A 1,307-nucleotide genomic window follows, 5' to 3' on the forward strand; every position below is an offset into this window, starting at 1 on the left:
ATGGGTAAGGAAAAGTTTGAACGCGGCAAGCCGCACTGCAACATCGGCACGATCGGTCACGTTGACCACGGCAAGACGACGCTGACGGCGGCGATCACCAAGTACTTCGGTGACTTCAAGGCGTACGACCAGATCGACGGCGCGCCGGAAGAGAAGGCCCGCGGGATCACCATCTCGACCGCGCACGTCGAGTACGAGACCGATGCACGTCACTACGCGCACGTCGACTGCCCCGGCCACGCCGACTACGTCAAGAACATGATCACCGGTGCCGCCCAGATGGACGGAGCGATCCTGGTCGTGAACGCCGCCGACGGCCCGATGCCGCAGACGCGTGAGCACATCCTGCTGGGCCGCCAGGTGGGTATCCCCGCCATGGTCGTGTTCCTCAACAAGGTCGACCAGGTCGACGACGAGGAGCTGCTGGAGCTGGTGGAAATGGAAGTCCGCGAGCTGCTGTCCGAGTACGACTTCCCGGGCGACGACATTCCGATCATCGCGGGCTCCGCGCTGGCGGCGATGGAAGGCCGTGATCCGGAAATCGGCGAGAACAAGATCCGCGAACTGATGGCGGCCGTGGATGAGTACATCCCGCAGCCCGAGCGCGCGATCGACCAGCCGTTCCTGATGCCGATCGAAGACGTGTTCTCGATCTCGGGCCGTGGTACGGTTGTGACCGGCCGCGTCGAGCGTGGCGTTGTGAACGTCGGCGACGAACTGGAAATCGTCGGCATCCGCGACACCAAGAAGACGACCTGCACCGGTGTGGAAATGTTCCGCAAGCTGCTGGACCGCGGTGAAGCTGGCGACAACGTGGGCGTTCTGCTGCGCGGCATCGACCGTGAAGGCGTCGAGCGCGGCCAGGTTCTGTGCAAGCCGAAGTCGGTCAACCCGCACACCGAGTTCGAGTGCGAGGTCTACATCCTGACCAAGGAAGAAGGCGGCCGTCACACGCCGTTCTTCAAGAACTACCGTCCGCAGTTCTACTTCCGCACGACCGACGTGACCGGCACCGTGACGCTGCCCGAGGGCACCGAGATGGTGATGCCGGGCGACAACCTGAAGTTCAACGTCGAGCTGATCGCCCCGATCGCGATGGAAGACGGCCTGCGCTTCGCCATCCGTGAAGGTGGCCGGACCGTGGGTTCGGGCGTCGTCTCGAAGATCCTGAAGTAATCACGGCTGTGCCGTGAGGGTGGCAACAGGGTATTCGCGCCCTCAGGCGCGAATGTCCCGGGAGCCACAGGCAGAAAACAGAAAAGGCCGCCCCAGAAACCGGGGCGGCCTTTTTGCGTCAGGCTGCGGAC

At 63.7% G+C, this 1,307-nt stretch carries 1 protein-coding gene; it reads left to right on the forward strand.

Annotated features, from left to right (window positions below):
- A partial coding sequence (tuf, locus tag ACTXGA_RS24450) for an elongation factor Tu (RefSeq protein ID WP_443397316.1) occupies nt 1-1,176 on the forward strand: 1,176 nt, incomplete at its 5' end.
- Nucleotides 1,177-1,307 lie beyond the last annotated feature (131 nt).

It is taken from the genome of Antarctobacter jejuensis, assembly GCF_052266595.1.
Taxonomy (GTDB): Bacteria; Pseudomonadota; Alphaproteobacteria; order Rhodobacterales; family Rhodobacteraceae; genus Antarctobacter; species Antarctobacter jejuensis.